The organism is Pseudomonas sp. FG6, from assembly GCF_057809015.1.
The window spans coordinates 89,906-107,696 of sequence record NZ_JBMDJD010000005.1 but is presented as its reverse complement, the minus strand read 5'-3'; the positions used below and the strand labels follow the sequence as shown (position 1 = coordinate 107,696).

Sequence of the window (17,791 nt, the reverse complement as noted above, 5' to 3'; positions counted from 1 at the left end):
GTGATAAACACCTTGTTTAACATAATATACATTATGCGAACCTAAAGAGCTGTTCATTCGAGGCTCTGCGCAGGCTTTTGTACTGCGCTGCCACTGTCGGCCACGATGGTAAATGTTGTCCCGCTATCTGGTTCCCGCTGAACGACGGGCTCGCGCCTCAAGATCACGACGCTATGTGAAATGTGTGCCTTTCGGCATGGTGTTGGTACGCGGATTTCAATGTCTGAGTCGACCGTTCTTTGTCGGTGCGCGTCCAAGTCATACTTGCCCCTGGCTTCGCGCTCGCAGAAACTCCACAGCACTGGACTTGGAGATCTGCAATGAAGCGCTATGGACTGGTGATCGGTAACGCGGCCTATGCCTTGAAACCGTTGGACAACACCCTGAACGACGCCAGAACCGTATGCCAGGCACTCCAAGCCCGTGGCTTTGATGTCTCGTTGATCTGCGACGCCTCCGCGGCACAGATGGCCGACGCGGTGGCCGCACTCAAGGCCCGGCTCCAACCTGGTGACCTGCTGTTTTTCTTCTTTGCCGGTCATGCCTTCGAGCATCTCGGCTACGGCTACCTGATGCCGGTCGACATCCCCGAGTTCACTGCAGGTGCCATACGACACTACGCCTATCCCGTGGATGAATTTCTCCGCGAAACCCAGGGGCTGGATACCTGTCGGGTGGTCGTGCTTGATGCCTGTCGGGATGCATTCGACGAGGCAAACCTGAGTTTTCGCTCGCTCATCGAGTCGATCCATCAGCAGCGCGCGGATAGCGAAAAGCATCAGCGCAACCTGTTGCTGTCCTACTCAACCAGCTATGGCACGTCGGCGTCGGACGGCAGCGAAACCAACAGCCCCTTCACCAAAGTACTCACGACGCTTTTGCCAAACCATCGCCTGAGCATCGAGGAGATGTTCAAGGAGGTCGGCTGCTCGGTGATCCGCAACACGAACAACCAACAGCGCCCCTGGTTCTACTCCAGCCTGGAATCCGATGTGAAAATGTCGGACCTGCCCACGTACCAGCAACGTCAAAGCTACTACGCGCCGACCAAGGGCAGCCTTTACGCCCTGGCCAGCTCACGAGACCACAGTGCCTTGTTCCTGGTGGGCAGTGCCCCGTATCTTTACCATCTGGGCAGTCATGGCCCCAAAGGAAGCATACGCTGCAAAGACGGTGTGAAAGCGGCGTCTGTTAGCAATTCAGGCGCGTTTTTCCTGCTCAATGGCAAGGACTGCCTTGTCATTCCACAACTGAGCCACTCCGTCGATCTCAGCCACATCGAGCCCATCGGCATTACCTCCAGCAATGACGGGCGATTCGTTCTCGTCTATGGCGATCAAGCGTTCGTGATTTTTCAGATAGGGCCTGCCACATGTGATCGCATCCATTACCAGCACTGCAGTGATCGGTATTTCTACTGCGCCGAGTTCGTCGATGACTCGCAGGTCTGGATCGGCGGTGACCGTCAGGCCATTCACGCCATACAACTCGATGGCGCCACTGCGGTGTGCCAGATCATCGAGCTGCCCTTCACGGACTATGTGTACGCCATGACGCCTGTCACTGATGCGCGTGTTCTCCTGGCAACGTCATCCGGGGGCGTGTACATGATCAACAGGGCGTCGAGGGTGGCGGGCTTGGTAATGAACCTTGGAGAAAGCGTCCGTCTGCCCTCCTCACGCCGCAGTTCGCTACTTCATGTGACGGAGGAAGACCAGCTCATCAACACGTTCCTTTTTGCCCCGAAGGAGATGGACCACATCACACTAAAAATCTTAGGCCAACAGCTGCGCTCCAACAATCTGCTCTATGCCGTGCGCTCGACCAGCCTTCCCTTGATAGCGATTGGCAGTTCCGAAGGGCTCGTCACGATTATCGACACGCGCAACTGGGACAACTACCAGCAACTCGATGCAAGCGGTGGCAGGGAAACAGAACTGACCGGCCTGGCGTTCACGGCCGACAATACGCTGGTGGCCGCCACGAAGGACCACCATGTACTGTTTTATGCGCCGATCAATGAAAGTTACTCGGCATCGCTTACGCATATCGATACGCATGTCCAATGATCGGGCAATTTCAGCTCCTCACCGCCCCTAGAGAAGCTAACGCTTCAACCCTCCCCAACGCCTACGGCTTAACCCCAGTCAACGTCCGGTAATGCCGAAAAGACTCACGCACCGTCTCGATCAATTCTGTTTCCTGCCACGGTTTGGTCAGGAAACGATAGATCTCGCCGCGGTTGATCGCCTCGGTCACGGTGTCGACTTCGGTAGAACCCGAAAGGACCATCCGAACCGTATTGGGATGCATGGTTCGAATACAGGCCAGCAGCTCGGTACCGCTCATGCCTGGCATGCGTTGGTCGACAATGATGACGCCGACCTGATGCTCAGCCAGAAGCGTGAGCGCTTCCGGCGTGGTGGTCGCTGTGAGGATGTTGTAGTTCTCGTGGCGCAGCAGGCGTTTGAGTGAGGACAAAATGCCCGGGTCGTCGTCCAGCAGCAACAAGGTGGATGAGGTTTCATCCTCGGCTACAACGTGAACTGATTGGTAGGAAGCGAGAAAACGTTCAGTGTCTTCGACAGGCATGGGATGGCTGATCAGGTAGCCTTGGATCAGATCACAATGCATGGATCGCAGATAGCGCGCCTGCCCCGGATGTTCGACGCCTTCGGCGACGACTTCGAGCCCGAGGCTGTGCCCCAGTGCGATGATCGCCTTGACGATGGAGGCATTGCCCGCGTTGGTGGTCATATCGCGGACAAACGAGAGGTCGATCTTGAGCCGGTGCACTTCCAGCTGCTGTAGATAGCCCAGCGACGAGTAACCTGTGCCGAAGTCATCGATGGACAGTCGGACACCCAGGGCCTTGAGCTCGGTCAGGGACTTGAATGACTGATCGCGATCGACCATTACATAGCTTTCAGTGATTTCCAGTTCAAGCTGGTTAGGGTTGATGCCGGTTTCCGCCAGGGCGCATTTTACGGATTCAACCAGGCTCCCCGCGCTTAACTGCACAGCAGAGATGTTCACCGCTGTCTGGCGCGGTGCCAGACCGGCTTCCGACCACCTTTTGATTTGCTGGCAGACCTCACGCAGCACCCAGTCACCGAGTTGAATGACCAGGCCACTTTCCTCGGCAAGGGGAATGAATTCACCCGGTGAGATCATCCCTCGCTCGGGGTGTTGCCAGCGGACCAGTGCTTCAAGCCCCCCTACTTTACCTGTGTCCAGGTCAATCTGAGGCTGGTAGTAAACCCGCAGTTCCCGGTGTTCAAGGGCATTGCGCAGCTCGGCTTCAAGTTTCAGGCGCCGCTTGGCGTGGGCGGTCATCTCTGGCGAGAAAAAGCACAAGACACCTCTGCCCTGCTCCTTGGCTCGATGAAGCGCTGCGTCAACGTTGCTGAGCAGGGTCTCGGAGTCTGTTCCATCGTCGGGATAGAGCGTAATGCCGATGCTGGCGCCGATGTAGACGTTCTGCTTGCCGAGAATGAAGGGTTCTGCCAACGCATTGATGATGCGTTGGGACATCAGGTCCACCGGAACGTCGACGTGCTCCAGAATAATGTTGAATTCGTCCCCACCAATGCGCGCAATGCTATCGCTTTCGGGCAACAGGCTTTGCATTCGCTGCGCAACTTGGGTCAGCAACTGGTCACCGAGCTTGTGGCCCAGGCTTTCATTGATCGTCGCGAAGTTATCGAGGTCGATGTTGAGCAGGGAAAACTGTGACTGATCGCGTTCGGCAAGCAGGATCGCGTGATCCAGCAATTCGGCGAAAAGTACCCGGTTAGGCAAGCCGGTCAGCGGGTCACGGTGCGCAAGAATGCGATATTTGTCTTCCGTCAGTTGCAGCAACGCGCTGCGTTGTGCCACCAGATCCTCCAGGAAACGATGCAGCCTGGCCAGTTCCAGGTGGGTGCGAATGCGCGCCTTTACCTCGTCGATATCGAAGGGTTTGGTGATGTAGTCGGCGGCGCCGATCTCAAAGCCTTTGACTTTCTCCGCCGTAGCATTGATGACGGTGACAAAAATGATCGGTATGCGACTGCCGGCTGGAGTGGCCTTGATGCGCTTGCAGACTTCGTAGCCGTCCATGCGCGGCATCACGATATCCAGCAAGACGAGGTCTGGCGGCGTGCTGCCCTGAACGGCGTCCAGTGCTTGCGCGCCGGTGCGCGCAACCATAATGCGGTAGTCATCCTTGAGCGCTTCGAGCAGCTCGTGGATGTTTTCCGGAATGTCATCGACGACCAGGAGCGTCGGGCGATTGGCCGGGTCGACGTTCGCGGCAATATCGAAACGGATCGGGTTCTGGCGCAGGCGCCGGAGTTCAAGCTGATTGTGGATACGGGCCTTGAGCAAGTCCGGGCTGAACGGCTTGGTGATGTAGTCGGCGACGCCCATCGCCAGGCCGCGCGCCTCATCCATGGCATCCGCCAGGGCGGTGACAAAGATCACCGGAATACTCGTGGTGCATGGGTCAAGCTTCAACGCTGAAAGAACGGAGTAGCCATCCATGCCGGGCATCTTGATGTCCAGCAGGATCAGGTCTGGCTGTGGCTGACGGTTGGCCAGTTCAAGCGCTTTTTCACCGCTGGTTGCGGCGCACAGGGAAAAATCGTCGCGCAACATTCCCATCAGAGCATGCAGGTTTTCGTGGACATCATCGACGATCAGAATGCGCGCACGTTTGTTGTTGGGAGCAAGTTCGGTCATGGTGACGTATCCGGATCGATCATATTCAGGTGCTGTAATCGGGAATGTGCTGCGTCAATTTCAAAATCATCGATCAAGGCGGCAATCGCGGATACTTCCTGCTCGATCCGGGTCCCGCGAGTTCCCATGAGCAGTCGTGCGAGTATCGGTTCGGCCGCACCAAGATCCGATTCCAGGGCTTGCGCCAGTTGGCTCAGTAACGTGTGCAGCAAGGGCGGTGAAAAAGGTTCGTCGACACTCGACTGAGGGAGGTCATCCTTGGCTATTGCGTCAATGTCCTGCAGTACCTGCTGCAGGAGTCCCTCGGCTTCATCGAGGATGCAAGCATCGGGGGTGATGTCGTGCTTGAGCTGATCGTCGATGGTGGTGACGATGTCATACAGGCCCTGGGCTCCGATATTGCCAGTGACGCCCTTGAGTGAGTGGCAGAAACTCTCCGCGCCGTGTTGGTCGCCGCTGGCCACAAAAGCCCGCAGCTTTGCCACAGCATCAGCATAGTGCTGACGGAATCGCCTGAGCTGTTTTCGATAGGCATCGGCCTTTCCGCCGATCCGGCGCAGCCCGTCCTGCGTGTTGATGTGGGTCATCGCCTGCAAGTCGGCAGGCAGGACGCGCGCCGCCGATGTTCCGGCATCTGCCTCTGAAGGCGCCTGGGCGCTGCGTTGGCGGGGTAACTGTATCCACTTGGAAAGAACCGTCATCAGCCGATCCGGCGCAATCGGCTTGGTGATGTGGTCGTTCATTCCCGCGTCATGGCTGGCCTGGGTATCCTGGGTCATTGCCAGCGCGGTCATGGCGATGATCGGGAGTGCGCCAAAGCGCTCTCCTCCCCCTTCATCAGCCAGTGCCCGAATGCGCCGGGTGGACTCCAGCCCGTCCATCACGGGCATCTGGATGTCCATCAAGACCGCGTCGTAATCATTGCCTTGAACCTTGTCGAGGGCATCCTGCCCATTCACGGCCTCCTCCACGTCCATGCCTTCGCTGCGCAACAACTCGGTGGCGAACTCCCGGTTAATGTCGTTATCTTCGACCAGCAGGATATGCGCTCCCGCCAATTGCCCGCTGCTCGCAACATTGAGCACCGCGGGTCTGCTTGGCGCATCCACGCCGAGAATACGGCCCCGTCCGAGGACGGAAAGAATGGAGTCGAGCAGCACCGAAGGTGAAACCGGTTTGATCAGGAAACCTTCCACACCGGCCTGCTCGGCCAGGCGCAAGACGTCTTCGCGACCGTAGGCGGTGATCATGATCACCTTGGGCGGATGAGGTAAGCGCAGATCGCGGCGGATGCGCTGGGTGGTTTCATCGCCATTCATGCCGGGCATGCGCCAGTCCATCAGGACCAGGTCATAGGGTTCGGCAGTGGCGTTTTGCAGCTCGGTAAGGGCCGCCGGGCCACTGGCAACCGTAACGACATCCAGTTGGAAGAAGCGCAACATCTCGGCCAGAATTTCGCGAGACACGGCATTGTCATCCACGAGCAAGACGCGGATGCCCTTGAGCAACGGTCCTGTCTGGTCGACCAGTTCTCGTTGGCGGACCTGTGCCTGGCGCGCGATGGGCAACTGCACGGTGAAACTGATCGTGCTGCCTTTTCCAGGTTGCGAGTCCTCAATCCAGATGCGCCCTCCCATCAGTTCGGTCAGGCTCTTGCTGATGGCCAGTCCCAGGCCGGTTCCCCCGAATCGGCGGGTCGTCGATGAGTCGCCTTGGGTAAACTTTTCGAAGAGATGCGCCTGGGTTTCGGGGCTCATGCCAATGCCCGTGTCGCGCACGCTGATCTGCATGTGCAACGTATCGTCACGCATGCTCAGGCTGCGGAAAGCCAACTCCACTTCGCCTTTATCCGTGAACTTTACGGCGTTTCCGCACAAGTTGAGGAGGATCTGCCCCAGCCGCAATGGATCGCCGATCAACCGCGCAGGAATGGTGGGGTCATGGCGAATAAGAAACTCGATACCTTTTTCTTCGGCCTGGAACGCAATGGCATCTGTCAGTTGCTCTAATACCGAATCGAGCCCGAATTCGATCTGTTCGAGCTTCAACTTGCCCGACTCTACTTTGGAAAAATCGAGAATATCGTTGATCACACCCAGCAGTGAGTGCGCGGCCGTTTGCACCTTGCCCAGTTGGATACGCAGGGCCGGCGGCAAGTCCTTTTTCAAGACAAGATAGAGCATGCCGAGAATGGCGTTCATGGGGGTGCGGATCTCGTGGCTCATGTTCGCCAGGAAATCACTCTTGACCTGGGTCAGCCGCTCCGCTTCTTCCTTGGCAAGGACCAACTCTTCGGTCCGCTCGGCAACAAGGTCTTCGAGGTTGTGATTCAACTGGTTGAGCGCCTGCAACGAATCGAAAAGTCGACTGCGGCTCTCGTTAAAGGCATTGACCAGTTCCCCCAGCTCGTCGCTGTAGGGGTATTCGACTTTCTCTACGGGGGCATTGTCCGGCCCGAAACGCCAGTTCGCCACGGCCTGGGAGACTCGCGTAACGGCGTTGGACAGCCGATAGCGAATGGCCCAGAGGATGATCAGCCACAGTGCAGAAGTAATGACGATCGAATTGAGCAGGATGAACAGGCTGGCGTATTTGGTACGGTCCCATAGCACGCCCCGATCCGAGTACATTTTGAGAACCCCGATCACGTTATGCTCGCCTTTCTGCGAGGGGGACGTGAGCGGTAGTTCTGCCTGGCGGAAACTGGCAGGAAAGAGACTCTCCCCTTCTTTCACTGCGCCTGGAACATTGCCAGAGACTGCCAGAATATCGCCATCGGCAGACGCCACCTGGACACCGGTGACAATGGCGTTCTGGCGGACTGCGGTGACGATGTTCATGAGTTGCGTTTTATCCAACTCCCACACGGCGTTGGTGATGCTGGGGCCGATGGTGCTGCTCAGGGAGGCCAGGTCATCACTGATGTCCTGGCTGACACTGAAGTACTGGATGCTCAATTGCACCGCCGTCATGCTGACCGCAATCAGCAGATACCACGGGAACATGGTGTACAGCAGTCGCCTGAAAAGCGTCTGAGAGGAAAACATCCAGGTTACTCCCACCCAGTCATTGGCATCTTATTTCCACCACCAGTGGGTATCCGGCTCCGGCGTTTTTTCAGGCAGGACAGGGTTGGAAAGACGAATGACCTGTCGATGCTCCTTGGCAAGCGCCGCAATCTCGTTTGCGTGGTAGGTCTCGAAGAGCTTGCGGAAGGATCCGTCCTCCAAGGAAAGATTGAGCCCGCGTTCAATGCGTTGCGCCAGTGCAGTGTCATTCTTGTTGACCCAGAAGTACACGGGATAAGGAAAGAACAGTGCCTTGCTTTTCTCAACGACCAGTTGAGGATAGCTGTCCTTGCGCTCTTCAAGTTCGCGAGCCGCTTCATTCAGTCCGCGCGGGAAGGCATCGAAGCGTTCTGCGGCCAGCATGCCAAAAAGATTCTCATAGTTGGTCGCGGTGACCACCGTAAACCCGCTGGCCTGCATGATTGGCACATCGGCCCATTGGCTGTTGAGGCCGAAGGTCAACTGCTTGCGTAGCGCCTGCTCGTCCATCTGTGCGATGCGAGCCTGGTCGGCAGCGCGAATCACCAGCAGGCGAAAGCCGACAAGCCCCCGCAAGATATCGATCTTGATCGGCAACATATGGGACTCACGCTCGGCGTTGGTTCCCAGGGCGATGACATTGATCTGCCCTGCCTGCAGCAACTCCATGCCACGATTCTGGCTGATATCTTCCGTATAGGGCACAAGACGGACAGCGCCATCGGTAGCACGAGTATGCGCAAGCGCCAACTCGAGGAGCTGCCAACGGTACTCATAGATGGGACCCGAGGGGAAATAACGAAGCGTTGTTTCACGGTCATCGGCTTGTACGGTGTGACCAAACAAGTTCAGCGAAATGACTGCAACAACCACCAACTTCAGGAGAGATGAAAAACGTGACGCAGGGCGTTGCGTAAACGATGGGATTGGCATACTCCGGTTTTCCTTCTCCGCAGCGAACTGGGCAGATACAGCTACGTCTGCGAATGGTTCCGGCCTTGAGTTTAACCTTCAGTAACACAAAAAAATAGTAACTCGAAGGCATATTGCCTGTACGCGCTGGCGCAGATATTTCCGGGCTTTCTGGTACAAAAGTGCTACTTCAAGGCGATGCATCAGCGCACGAGGTCTTTACCGTTCAATCACAACGTTGCGCAAGTTGTGTGAGGTAAGCACAAAACATCTGCGCCATGGCCAACGCCGATTACAGCCTGGACTGCCTGGCCCATGCGCGCACGCCCGGCAGCGGCTACCTGTCCGTACCCTTTGCGGATGACGTGGAATTGTCGATGTGGCTGGGTATGGGCGTGGCCCTGGTGCCCCAGACCGCCAGCTATCGCCACTGGCCCTCCGGCGTCAGGGCCATTGATCTGGGGGATCACACGTTCCATCGTGACATCGGCCTGGTGCACCGGGCCAGACAGCACTTGAATGAACCGGCCTGGTCGCTGAGTCAATTGCTGAGCCAGATGGCCTAGGCCGGCCTATTGCTTGCGCTCCCACAGGAGAAACGCACTCAGAACCGATAGTTGGTGCTCAACTCCAGCGTCCGTGGCGCGCCCGGCATGATCAGGTCCACCGAGCCATGGGCCGAGGCGTAGTACTCCTTGTCGAAGACGTTACGCAAGCGCAGCGCCATGTCCCATTTCGACTGGTTGTAGAGCAAGGCCGTGTCCACGGTGGTGTAGGCCGGCATCACCACACGGTTGTCCAGAGCGGTGTAACGGTCGTCGACGTAGTTGGCCCCCATGCCCACGCGCCAGTTGTTGTCCAGTGAGCGCACCAGCCACAGGTTGGCGCTGTTGCGCGGGGTCAAGGTCGGCGTCTGGCCTTCGTTGGCCACGCCATTGGTCCGGCTGTTGGACTTGACGATCTCGGCATCCAGGTAGGCGTAGCCGGCATAGACTTGCCACTTGTCGCTCAACTGCCCGCTGGCGGTCAACTCAAGACCGTCGGTGCGCTGCTCACCCGACAGCACCAGTTGGGACGGGTTGGCCGGGTCGGTTGTCTTCATGTTGCTGCGTTCCAGGCGAAACAGCGCCGCCGTCAACGCCAGGCGGTTGTCCAGCAGGTCCCACTTGCCGCCGATCTCGAAGTTGGTGGTTTCTTCCGGTTCCAGGTCCTGGTTCGTCGTGCTGAGGGCGAACATTTCGGCAGACGGCTGGTAGGAACGGCTCACCGACACGTAGTAGGACTGGATCTGGTCCGGCTGGTAGACCAGGCCGATTCGTGGGCTCCAGGTCATGTCGGTGCGCGACAGTTCGCTGCGGGTCAGGTCGTCGGCATATTCCTGGTCGAACACGTCATAACGCACGCCCACCAGCGCCTTCCACTTGGGGGCCAGCTCGATAAGGTCCTGCACGTAGAAACCGGCCGTGTCCTGGGTATTGGTGCCCTTGGAGGTTTGTCGGTTGGCCTGGAATGGCACGTCGAGCAAGCCATCGCGGTACACCGGCACCTGGGCGACATTGCTCTGGCTGAACACCGACTGGTCCTTGACCTGGCGTCCCAGCTCCACGCCATAAAGCAGGCTGTGGTTCATTCCGGCCAGCGTGGCCTGTTGCTTCAACTCGGTCTGGTTGAACCAGCCATCTTCGTTGCGTTGCACGTTGCCGCGGTTGAGCTTGATCAGCAGTTCGCCATTTGGCGCGGTGACGAAACGCGTCGGGCTGGAGTCGGCCAGGGTGTTGTTGCGGTCCAGATCGTAGTGGTAGTAGCGGCTGGTGTTGCTCAGGCTGAAGTCGTCGTTGATCCGGTAGTCGATACCGGCCGTGAACGAGAACACCTCGCTGCGGGTGTAATCGTCATCCGGATCGGCGGAACCAAAGCGCTTGTCGCGGTCGACGTTGACTGGACGATCGCCGCGCGCCGGAATGCCGAAGTCGATCAGACGCTTGTCATACAAATACGTTGCGCCGAGGTTCAGCTCCAGGTCGTCGGAGAGCTTGAAGTAAGCCGAAGGGGCAATGGCCTTGCGATCGATGTAGCCGTCCTCGCGGAACGTATCGCTGTCCTCCAGGGCACCGGTCACCCGGAAGGCTTTGTCCTTGTATTGCTCATCGGCCCAACCGGCGTCGAACTGGGTGCGCCGCTTGCCCTCGCTGTCGAAGCTGACTCCGACTTCCTGCTCGGGGGCGAACGTGGGCTTCTTGCTGATGCTGTTGATCAGGCCGCCCGAAGAACCACGGCCATAGAGCACCGCAGCGGGGCCCTTGATCACTTCCACACGTTCGACGTTGGACAGGTCGCGAAAGTACAGCGCATCGTCACGAACCCCATCGACGTACATGTCGCCGATGGCACTGAAACCGCGAATGGTGACCTGGTCGCGCTGGCCATCGCCGCTGGACAGGCCAACGCCGGGAACGTTCTTGAGCACGGCCTCCATCGACTGTGCCCCCTGGTCCTTGATCACGCTCTGGGGGACCACGTTCACGGTCTGTGGGATGTCCCGCAACGGCGCATCGATCTTCAACGCCGTCCGGCTCTCGGTCGTCGTATAGCTCTGCTCGTTGTACTCACCGTCCACAACGGTTGCCGGGAGCGTTAGAGCAGATTCCGTTTCTGCTTGTAGATCAGGGACAACCAGAACACCCAGCAGTGATAGAGAGACTGGGAAAATGCGCGATAGAGCCACCATGGACACCTTTTGTATGGAATTATCGCGCGGATGATAACGATTATCTTTTGTAAGTAAATACAAATAATTCGCATTAGATTTATTGACATTTAACCTTGAAACGGCTGCCCTCCTCGCTCAAACGATTAAGCCGGCATTCTCGCTGCTCAACCGACGTCGAGTTCAAGGTCGAGTTTTGGTGCCCCTTAGTCAGGCTGCTTGACGTACATCCCCGTCAACATGTCCCGTTCACCCGGCGCGGTGTTGTAGTTGATCACCGCGAAGTTATTCACCAACTGAATGTGATACGGGCCGTTTTTCTCAGGGGCTTGCGGTTCGCGAACGATGATCAGGTTGTCGGTTTCCATCGGCACGACCTGATGCTCGGTGACGATGCCTTTGAGGGTCACGGTGAACTCGGCCAGTTCCTTGCCGTTGGCGTCACGCTCCGGCAGGATCTTCAAATCCAGGTCGCCGTCACGCCCCAGGGCGTCCTGGCGCATTTGGTAATGGCCGCTGCGCTGGTCGCGGGCGACGCCGTCGATCTTTTCGGCATCCGGTTCGCGTTCGACAGTGTGCAACCGGACCGCCAATCCGCCTTCGTCGCTCTTGGCGCCACTGACCCACGTGCCGGTGTAGTCGTAGGGTTCGACGGGCTCCCGGGCGATACGCCAGATGCCCGTCTGGTGACCGTCGTCGGCGTATTCGTAAAGTGTAATGGCCGTCTCGTCACTGTCGTCCCGCGCCCCTACCAGCTTGATCGGCTTGCCATTGCCGCCGCGGGTGTAGCGCACTTCTCCGATAACGACCGCGCCCTGCTCCTGGTACCAGACGTCCACCGGGATCTTGGCGTTGAGGGTCCCGCTGAGCATCTGCGGGTCTTCGTAGACCGGTCCTTCCAGGCTGGGCTGCTCATGCCATTGCCCGTCCTTCCATTCGCCAGTGGTACGCAGGCTGTAACCGCGAGGCATGCTGGAGTTTTCGCCAGGCTCGGTCGGCTGGATGTCCTCCTGGGTGTACGAATGCAGCCGCACCAGTTCGTCGCCGCGCATTTGCCATTGGGTAGTGCGTGTCCAGCAACACTCACGGTCGGTTTGCGACAGCAGGATGCCGTCCAGCGGGCTGACGGAGAACATTCCGCTGGTGGTCTCTTTCGCCAGGTTCGTCAGGGGCTGGTTGAGAATCCACTGGGCTTTGTGTGGTGCCGGTGCTTGGAGATAGACGTCGAACTTCGGCTTGTAGCTGGCCGCGGGATCGCTGCCGTTACGAATCGCCAGGTCCAGGCGACCGTCGAAGTTGAAGTCATCGAAGTACAGCAGGCTGAAGGGCCCAAGCAACCAGGCATCGGCCTTGCCGTTGCGGTCCACCGCCATGTTGCCGGCCGGTGTCTGCAATTGCTGCAGGACCTCGCGGGTCTTGTTGTCGCGCACGGTCATGAACGCTTGCGCCAGTTGCTTGCGGTCTTGCGGCGGGTCCGGGAACACCACTTCGACCAGGTACTGACCACTGCGATCATTGACCGCAAACGATAAAGGTTCGGCCATGGCTGGAGCCGCCAGGCACGTGGAGAGCAACACACTTTTGATCAGCGAACGCATCGACCGCTTCCTTGCTGTAATTCGAGGCCGCAGTTTAACGATAAACGGTGCCTCATCGCGATGATGTCAAACTACCGGCGCCAACATTCCGGTGCTGTGGCCAACTAACATGAAGACCACATGACTGTAGCTGTCAGATCAAGCCTGACTGTTGCTACCGCTCGCGCAACCGTTGGCCTACTGTCTTGGCTCGACCCATGAGGTGATGCCATGCCCGATGCAGCCAATCTGTACCTGTTCGTTATCGCCGCCCTGCTTTTGCTCGTCGTTCCCGGGCCCAATATGGCGTTCGTCACCAGCCATGCACTGAGCTACGGTTGGCGTGCCGGCCTGGCGGCGGCTCTTGGCATTACGCTGGCAGACATACTGATGACCCTCATGGTCAGCGCAGGCATCGGCGCCCTGGTCATGAGCTGGGCGCCGGCGTTCGAAATATTGCGGCTGGCCGGGGCCGCGTATCTGCTGTGGCTCGCCTGGCAAGCGCTCAAGACCCCCAGCGTGGCCCAGGGCAACGAGCCGCCACTGGCATCGCTCTGGAAGATCTTCGCCCGTGGCGCACTCAACAGCCTCTTGAACCCCAAGGCGCTGCTGTTCTTCATGGTGTTTCTGCCGCAATTTGTCAGCGTATCGCGCGGCAACGTCAGCCTTCAGCTGGTGTTCCTGGGCGCGTTGCTGGCGCTGATCGCGCTGGTCTTCCATACCCTGCTCGGTATCTGCGCCGGGCTGCTGAGAAGGAAGCGGATCGGCGGCACGCTCTCCAGGCGTTTGGGAACCTATGGTTTCGCCGGGGTCATGACAGCATTGGCGGCACGCCTGTTGTTTCTCGATCGTCCGCTCTGATCATCGAACAGGCGTGTTGGCCTATGCTTTGAAGCAATCCATCACGATGGAACAACGAACATGTCGGCGTCGGAATTCACTCTCCAGCAAAGCTGGCAGCACAACGCCCGTTCCTGGATCGAGGCCGTGCGCAGCGCCAGCATTGAAAGCCGGCAAACGGTCACGGACCAGGCCATCCTGCTGGCGGTGCTGAGCCGCCAACCCGAGCGGGTGCTCGATCTAGGCTGCGGTGAAGGCTGGCTGATGCGGGCGCTGGCCGAGCGAGGCGTCGAGACGGTCGGCGTGGATGGCGAAGCGACGCTGGTGGAGGCAGCCCGGGCGGCGGGCGACTCACCGGTGTACCTGGCGAGCTATGAAGCCCTGGTGGAGACGAAAGTCGACGTGGGCCGCGACTACGACCTGGTCTGCGCCAATTTCTCCCTGCTGCACCAGGACATCATCCCGTTACTCAGCGCCATGGGCGCCCTGCTCTGCCCGGGCGGTGCTCTGGTGATCCAGACACTGCACCCGTGGAGCGCGGCGGCGGGTGATTATCAGGATGGGTGGCGAGAGGAGTCGTTCAGCGGGGTCCAGGGGCAGTGGCGCCCTATGCCCTGGTATTTTCGTACCTTGTCCAGCTGGCTCAACGCCCTGGACATGGGCGGTTTTCAACTGGTGGGATTGCAAGAACCGCAACACCCGCAGAGCCCCGCACCACAGTCATTGCTGCTGGTGGCCGAGCGACGCAGCACTCCGCACGCCTGGCCTGGGCAGGATGCAGTGTGAGCCCGCGGTTCAAACGATCGGGATCATGTTGCTGATGATCTCGCGCGTGTAGCTCGCCAGGTCCTTGCTATTCATGCTTGCCACGACATCCGCCTCGATGGGTGGGTGGGCGACGATGCTGACGTCGGTGGCACGCAACGAGTTGTAGGCAACGTCCCTGACAGCGGAGCAGATCGTCACGGGAACGATTCCCACGCCCATGTCCTTGGCGAGCCGGAAGGCGCCGCTCTTGAAAGGCAGCATATCCCCGCCATTGTTTCGGGTGCCTTCAGGAAATATCCAGAGGGACGTGTTGTTGGCCATGACGTTCTTGGCCACCTTGCGCATGCTCTGGATAGACGCCCGCGGATTGCTTCGATCAATGAACAGGCTGCCGGTCAGCCAATACAGCTGCCCCACCAGGGGCAACCACTTGAGCGACTCCTTTCCGACAATGACCGTGCCGGGCTTGAGCGCCTCGGCAACGATCATCACGTCATAGTTGCATTGATGGTTGGCCACATAGATATACGGCTTGCCCTCGGCAATCGTGTTGAAGCCCCTGACAGCCACCCGCACCGAAAATATTCTGTTGATCACCGAATAGGCGCGGCAGGCGACGTGCAGGTTCCGGTTCTTATTCGGATTGATCAACATGAACAAACATAAAAATGGAAAGCTCAGGACGATAAACAGCCCGACCAACAGCCATCTCACTAACAGAATCATACGTTACACCACCTCGCCTGAATCACTTGAAACCTTGGATGCACCACCGTGGGCTTCGCCACACCCCACCAACGCGATGCCATAGAAGCCTTCTTCATCGACACACGCCATGACCCCGAAATCGCTGGCCTTGACGGACTGCGCCAGGCCGGCGAGTTGATAGGCACCGACCAGGGACAGGCTCAACGCTTTCGTGCGCTCCAGAACATCGAGCTTTTCCCCGAGCGCCTGGCCGAGATCGTCCAGTGCCGCCTTCCACGAATCGGCCACCGACACGCTGACCCGGGTGAGTTTATCAAGCTGCACCCCATGACCGGCGGCAAACGTGAGGATCAGGTCGCTCAGGCTGGCGCCACTCGCGGGCAGCAGGCGCCCGGTCATGCAGGACCTGACCACCAGCCCCGGCGTTTGCGGGTCGGAACAGGTACGGAAACTGAAAATCGCCGCGGTATCGATTCGCTCGGCCGCGTCCAGCTCAAGGCTGTCGGCGTAGAGAGTGCCGAATTCGCCGCTGAAGGTTTCCATGGCCGTCGCGTAGATCCGGTCGCAATCCCCGCGCCTGGCGAATCTCAGCCCTTGCACCATCGCGCTGTAGAAGCTCAGCTCCTTGGCGCAGAGCGAAACGTTGGCACCCTTGATGCCATATTTGATCGCCAACTGCCCCACCGAGGAGTTTATGACGGTATTGGGGATCTGTGCCGGATTGACCTGGAATCCGAAACGACTTTCGTTCGACTCCTTGATCAGTTGGATGACGGTGTCGATGGAGCCGTTGGACGTGGCGCCAATAACGGCCGCGCGCGCCAGGGCGTCTCCCTGGTTGGCATCCTCGAGCAGCGACATCGTGGCCAACAGCAACAGGGACTGTCGATCGAAGTTCTTCAACTCCCGGCTGGGCACCAGCTCACCCGCCGCCAGGTTCCACTGGGGCGTCAGGCCATGGTGCAACTCCGTGCCACCTTGCTCGAATGCGCCGGGCATCTGCAACATGACCCAATCGTTTACCGCCAGTGCAACGATAGCGTCATTGCTCATTTGAGATTACCGAATACCAGGATTGAATTATTTCCGCCAAAAGCGAAGGCATTGTTGATGACCACGTCGACTTTTCCGGCCCTGAAGCCTTCTGACACCACGTCGATGGGTATCTCTGGGTCCTGCTCGCTGACGTTGATCGTCGGCGGCAATCCTTCGCTGAGGGCCAGCATGCAGGCGATGGCGCCGAAACCAGCCGCCGCGCCCATGCTGTGTCCCATCATGGACTTGATCGAGCTGACCGGTGGCGGCGAATGGCCAAAAACTGCCTCGATGGCCTTGTACTCGTTGCTGTCGTTGGCCGCCGTACCGGTACCGTGGGCACAGATGTAGCCCACCGTCCCAGGCAGGATGGACGCGTTTCCAAGCGCCGCCTTCATGCAGTCGCCAACGCTGTGGTGATTGAGCCTCACCATATGGTCCGCGTCGCAGTTCATCGCAAAGCCCAGCACTTCGGCGTAAATGTGCGCGCCACGGCGAATGGCCCGCTCATAGCTCTCGAGCACCAGCGCGCTGCCCCCTTCGGAAGTCAGCACACCTTTGCGCCCGGCGTTGAATGGCGTGCAGTCTTTGTCGGTCATGCTGCCCAGGCGATGGAAAGTCGCGAAGGTCGCCTTGTACACCGCATCGCTCCCCCCGCAGATGGCCAGCTCACAGTCACCGGCCTGGATGGCCTCGTAGCCGAAGATTAACGCAGCGTTACTGGCCGAGCAGGCATTGCCAATCGTCACGGCCTCGCCGGTGGAACCAATCGACCGCGCCACGTCGCGGCTGATCTCGGACGCAAACGTACGCCCCACCGCCGCGTGCCGGCCTGGCTGGGACTCGGCCATGGCCGTCACCATGGCGTCGACCAGGTTGGATTCACCGTAGGTCGTGCCGAAGTAACAATTGACCCGCTTGCCAGCAATCGCGGCCCGCTCGATCCCTGCGTCGGCAAGGGCCAGCCCGGTGGCGGCCAGGGCAAAATGACTCGGCGTGCCCGAATCGGCGAACGCATCGAAATCAGCGACCCACTCGGCAACGGGACCTTTCACCTCACAGCCGTACTTTCTTTCGAAGCGCTGCGTGTCGATTTTCGACAGCGGCACGGTGCCGTTCACCCCTGCTTTCAAAGCCTCGAAAAAAGCCTCTTTTCCGACCCCGATCGGGCTGACCGGACCCAGGCCCGTCACCACCACCCTTGTGCCCTTACCGGAGCTCTTCATGCACATTCAGCCTCAAGGGTCTTGTCGATGAACGAGAGGATCGAATCCACACTGGTGATCTTGGGAATGTAGGCTTCGTCGACACGCACCTGGAACACGCCTTCGATCCCCGCGAGGATTTCGATCCCCGACATCGAGTCGGCGCCATAGGCTTCGATGAAGTCCTTGTGGTTCTGGATTTCCTCGGCGTCGACGCCCAGTACCTGGGAAACGATGGCCTTGATTTTTGCTTCGTGAACGTGAGTCATG

12 protein-coding genes and 1 pseudogene are annotated in these 17,791 nt (G+C 58.9%); 4 read left to right on the top strand and 9 right to left on the bottom strand.

Annotation, left to right across the window (positions count from 1 at the left end; translation table 11 throughout):
• Positions 1-320: 320 nt before the first annotated feature.
• Positions 321-2,069, top strand: coding sequence for a caspase family protein (locus ACODSJ_RS05065; protein ID WP_489100685.1), 1,749 nt, complete (start codon positions 321-323; stop codon positions 2,067-2,069).
• A gap of 61 nt (positions 2,070-2,130) precedes the next feature.
• On the opposite strand, the gene ACODSJ_RS05060 is transcribed toward ACODSJ_RS05065, so the two are convergent.
• From ACODSJ_RS05060 to ACODSJ_RS05050, 3 genes are read right to left on the bottom strand one after another with little or no spacing between them, the layout of a single operon-like run.
• Entirely contained in the window at positions 2,131-4,722 is a 2,592-nt protein-coding gene (locus ACODSJ_RS05060; protein ID WP_489100684.1) for an EAL domain-containing protein, read from the bottom strand.
• Complete coding sequence (locus ACODSJ_RS05055; RefSeq protein WP_489100683.1) at positions 4,719-7,769, bottom strand: response regulator; 3,051 nt, start codon at positions 7,767-7,769, stop codon at positions 4,719-4,721. The genes ACODSJ_RS05060 and ACODSJ_RS05055 overlap by 4 nt, the downstream gene beginning before the upstream one ends.
• Positions 7,770-7,799: 30 nt before the next feature.
• Positions 7,800-8,702 carry a substrate-binding periplasmic protein gene (locus ACODSJ_RS05050; RefSeq protein ID WP_489100682.1) on the bottom strand — a complete coding sequence of 301 codons (903 nt, stop codon included), beginning with the start codon at positions 8,700-8,702 and terminating at the stop codon, positions 7,800-7,802.
• Between the two features lie 365 nt (positions 8,703-9,067).
• Here ACODSJ_RS05050 and ACODSJ_RS05045 point away from each other — a divergent pair.
• Positions 9,068-9,247 (top strand): annotated as a pseudogene (locus ACODSJ_RS05045) (LysR family transcriptional regulator); the annotation flags it as partial.
• A gap of 38 nt (positions 9,248-9,285) precedes the next feature.
• On the opposite strand, the gene ACODSJ_RS05040 reads toward ACODSJ_RS05045, so the two are convergent.
• Positions 9,286-11,409 (bottom strand): TonB-dependent receptor, encoded by a 2,124-nt coding sequence (locus ACODSJ_RS05040; protein ID WP_489100681.1) that lies wholly within the window; start codon positions 11,407-11,409, stop codon positions 9,286-9,288.
• Between the two features lie 185 nt (positions 11,410-11,594).
• Entirely contained in the window at positions 11,595-12,986 is a 1,392-nt protein-coding gene (locus ACODSJ_RS05035; RefSeq protein WP_489100680.1) for an XAC2610-related protein, read from the bottom strand.
• A gap of 210 nt (positions 12,987-13,196) precedes the next feature.
• Here ACODSJ_RS05035 and ACODSJ_RS05030 point away from each other — a divergent pair, with 210 nt between their 5' ends.
• On the top strand, positions 13,197-13,826 hold the full coding sequence (locus tag ACODSJ_RS05030) for a LysE family translocator (RefSeq protein ID WP_489100679.1): 630 nt from the start codon (positions 13,197-13,199) through the stop codon (positions 13,824-13,826).
• A gap of 60 nt (positions 13,827-13,886) precedes the next feature.
• Positions 13,887-14,591, top strand: a complete 705-nt coding sequence (locus tag ACODSJ_RS05025; RefSeq protein ID WP_489100678.1) for a class I SAM-dependent methyltransferase — start codon at positions 13,887-13,889, stop codon at positions 14,589-14,591.
• Between the two features lie 9 nt (positions 14,592-14,600).
• Here the strand turns inward: ACODSJ_RS05025 and ACODSJ_RS05020 are convergent, their stop codons facing one another.
• From ACODSJ_RS05020 to ACODSJ_RS05005, 4 genes are read right to left on the bottom strand one after another with little or no spacing between them, the layout of a single operon-like run.
• Positions 14,601-15,299 carry a lysophospholipid acyltransferase family protein gene (locus tag ACODSJ_RS05020; protein WP_489100677.1) on the bottom strand — a complete coding sequence of 233 codons (699 nt, stop codon included), beginning with the start codon at positions 15,297-15,299 and terminating at the stop codon, positions 14,601-14,603.
• Positions 15,300-15,302: 3 nt separating this feature from the next.
• Positions 15,303-16,334 carry a beta-ketoacyl synthase N-terminal-like domain-containing protein gene (locus ACODSJ_RS05015; protein ID WP_489100676.1) on the bottom strand — a complete coding sequence of 344 codons (1,032 nt, stop codon included), beginning with the start codon at positions 16,332-16,334 and terminating at the stop codon, positions 15,303-15,305.
• A complete protein-coding gene (locus ACODSJ_RS05010) occupies positions 16,331-17,542 on the bottom strand; it encodes a beta-ketoacyl-[acyl-carrier-protein] synthase family protein (RefSeq protein WP_489100675.1) in 1,212 nt (403 codons plus the stop codon). Before ACODSJ_RS05010 ends, ACODSJ_RS05015 begins: the two co-directional genes overlap by 4 nt.
• On the bottom strand, positions 17,539-17,790 hold the full coding sequence (locus ACODSJ_RS05005; RefSeq protein ID WP_489100674.1) for an acyl carrier protein: 252 nt from the start codon (positions 17,788-17,790) through the stop codon (positions 17,539-17,541). Before ACODSJ_RS05005 ends, ACODSJ_RS05010 begins: the two co-directional genes overlap by 4 nt.
• Position 17,791: the final 1 nt, after the last annotated feature.